Origin of the sequence: Bathymodiolus azoricus thioautotrophic gill symbiont, assembly GCF_001298715.1 — a bacterium.
GTDB lineage: Bacteria > Pseudomonadota > Gammaproteobacteria > PS1 > Pseudothioglobaceae > Thiodubiliella.
On sequence record NZ_CDSC02000357.1, the window covers coordinates 1 to 2,924 of the forward strand.

General features: G+C 41.8%; 1 protein-coding gene and 1 pseudogene. Both read left to right on the top strand.

Features of this window, described 5'->3' with window-relative positions; translation table 11 throughout:
* Positions 1 to 109 (top strand): annotated as a pseudogene (locus BAZSYMA_RS10430) (transposase); the annotation flags it as partial.
* A gap of 110 nt (positions 110 to 219) precedes the next feature.
* Positions 220 to 2,814 (top strand): RCC1 domain-containing protein, encoded by a 2,595-nt coding sequence (locus BAZSYMA_RS06930; RefSeq protein WP_090717066.1) that lies wholly within the window; start codon positions 220 to 222, stop codon positions 2,812 to 2,814.
* Positions 2,815 to 2,924 lie beyond the last annotated feature (110 nt).

The following is a 2,924-nucleotide window of genomic DNA, read 5'->3' on the forward strand; positions in this document are numbered from 1 at the left end:
GGCAATTTATACGACTAATGCTATTGAGTCACTAAACTCAGTGATTAGAAAATCTATCAAGAATCGTAAGATTTTTAATCATGATAATTCTGCTTTTAAGGTCTCTTTTAATCAGATTGGTGGTTTTTTGGTTGAGTTATGCAAAGGTCTCTAATAAAGATACCAACATGTTAGAGATAGCATTATAATTAAGAGAATTATCTTTCTAAATTTAAAATCATGAACCCAATATCTCTTAACACAAACTTTACTCGCATTCTATTATTAAGCACAGCCCTTGTTGTCTCAATCAACACGATTGCAGGCGGACGCTCTAGTGAGCGCAACCTAATGGATGATTACTTACAAAACGCAACATTAATAAATCCTGATGCTCCTGCTTTTCCCTCACAACGATCCACACTCATTAGTAACAACGCTTTGGTCTTTAACCGAGGCGCCACTGGTGTAAATAACGATGATTTTGATAAAACATTCTCGCTTGCTAAAACACTCACAAACATTCGTAGTAGCAGCGACGCGACAGAAGACGGCTCTAATACGCAATTCCTAAAAAGCTTGTTAAACACATTTAACATCAATTCAAAAATTAATGGCTTTGTAAAAATGGATTTACAAATAAGGGAACAAGAAGCTTCTCTTTCTGGGTTGATTGACAACATGTCACCAAGCGCAATATTCAACCGTTTTGACCTAAGTGCCAGTAATGGTCAACATTGTGGTGAATACCGAGTGATTTATCATAAAAATAATAGTGATAGAAGTAATGACGATAGATTTTTCCTAAGCTTTGAGGCTAAATACCCTAATCCTGAATTCAGTAAAGGCAAAAAAGGCTGTTTTGCAGTCGCGGATTTTTGGAAAGAAATAGGAAGTATGAACAAAACAGATGCGCTGGTGCAACTAGAAGAGTTCTTTTATCAAGGTTTAGTACACAAGGGTGTTAAATTACCTGCGGCCATTAACTTTACCCACTACACCCATGGCACAGGCCAAGTGCGTTCTAACGCATTCGTTAACGATCCATGGCAGCTTAGAGAATTTAAAACCGATATCAACGCTAAAGGAAAAGCTGTTTTTGTTGCTGATACCGTTAAATCCAACCCGTTGGCTAAGCTTTTTTCTAATGAAGGAAATCTAGATTCCGATTCGTTAAAGGCTTTAAGGGGTTACTTTGTGCGTGATTTTGATGGTTATGTTGACAACTTATTAGCACCTGAAAGGCGTGCAAATAATCCTAGTTCTAGTGACATTATCAATGGTTTTAGTTTGGGAACTGATAATCACTACAATGAATTTCAATCAGACTCAAAAACAACAAAGGATAATACCGCTAACGCTGAAAACAAAGACTTGAAGTCAATCATCAACAAAAAACTAGCGGCATTAAATTTGTCAGATTACAATGCAAAAATGATTATGAATCGTGCTAAGGCAATGAGTTGTAGCGGTTGCCATCGAAACAGTAACGATGCAAGAATTGCCCCGAATGTTAACTGGCCAAAGAGTAAATATTTTGTTCATGTTGATGAGCAAGGCGCTTTATCCCTAGCATTAACCGAGCAATTTTTACCTGCTCGAGCGGCTTTATTGGCAGATTACTGGCAAAAAATATCAGAAAGATCAGCAGAAAAGTGGCGCTTTGCTGAGGTGGATTACTCTAGTGCCATTAATAATTTTGGCGGGTTTTATAATGCGTCAAATCATCCTAACTGGAATACCTTTGCCGCTCTTCAAGCCGACGGATCAATCACGGCGTGGGGTGGCTCAAGTTCTGGAGGCACAGATGTGCCTTCTGGTAGTGGCTATACCAAGATTTATTCAACTGGGTATGCCTTTGCCACTATTGAAGCCGATAGATCGATCACGGCGTGGGGTGACTTGCGTTATGGAGGTACAGCACCCTCTGGTAGTGGCTACATTAAGATTTATTCAACTTCGGATGCCTTTGCCGCCCTTAAAGTCGATGGATCAATCACGGAGTGGGGTGACTCAAGTTCTGGAGGCTCAGGTGCGCCCTCTGATAGCGGCTATACCAAGATTTATTCAACTAGGAGTGCCTTTGCCGCCCTTAAAGCCGATGGATCAATCACGGCGTGGGGTTCGAGTTGGGGAGGCGGCACAGGTGCACCCTCTGATAGCGGCTATACCAAGATTTATTCAACTGGGGGTGCCTTTGCCGCCCTTAAAGCCGATGGGTCAATCACGGCGTGGGGTGCCTCACGTTATGGAGGCACAGATGCACCCTCTGATAGCGGCTATACCAAGATTTATTCAACTGGGTTTGCCTTTGCCGCCCTTAAAGCCGATGGGTCAATCACGTCGTGGGGTAATTCGTATTATGGAGGCGTAGGTACGCCCTATGATAAAGGCTATGCCAAAATTTATTCAACTGATAAAGCCTTTGCCGCCCTTAAAGCCGATGGATCAATCACGTCGTGGGGCTATGTGGGTACTGCGCCCTCTGGTAATGGTTATACCAAAATTTATTCAAATCAGTTTGCCTTTGCCGCCCTTAAAGCCGATGGATCAATCACGGCGTGGGGTGTTTCAGGTGGCAGTGCACCCTCTGATAGTGGCTATACCAAGATTTATTCAACCATTAACGCCTTTGCCGCTCTTAAAGCCGATGGATCAATCACGGCGTGGGGTGGCAGTTCTGGAGGTACAGGTGCGCCCTCTGATAGTGGTTATATAAAGATTTATTCAACTCAGTATGCCTTTGTTGCCGTTAAAGCCGATGGATCAATCACGGCGTGGGGTGACTCACGCTTTGGAGGCGCTACACCTGCATCTATCACTACATCCGATTAAATATAGGTCAGTGTTAACTTAAAGTTTTTTAAAATTAACCGATTAAAATACTTAGTCAGCCCTTAAAAACCACACAAAACATTGATTTATAACAATAAAACTAACAATAA

Excerpts from the sequence above, each read along its gene's own strand:
- BAZSYMA_RS06930 (WP_090717066.1), top strand. The coding sequence starts at position 220 with ATGAACCCAATATCTCTTAACACAAACTTTACTCGCATTCTATTATTA.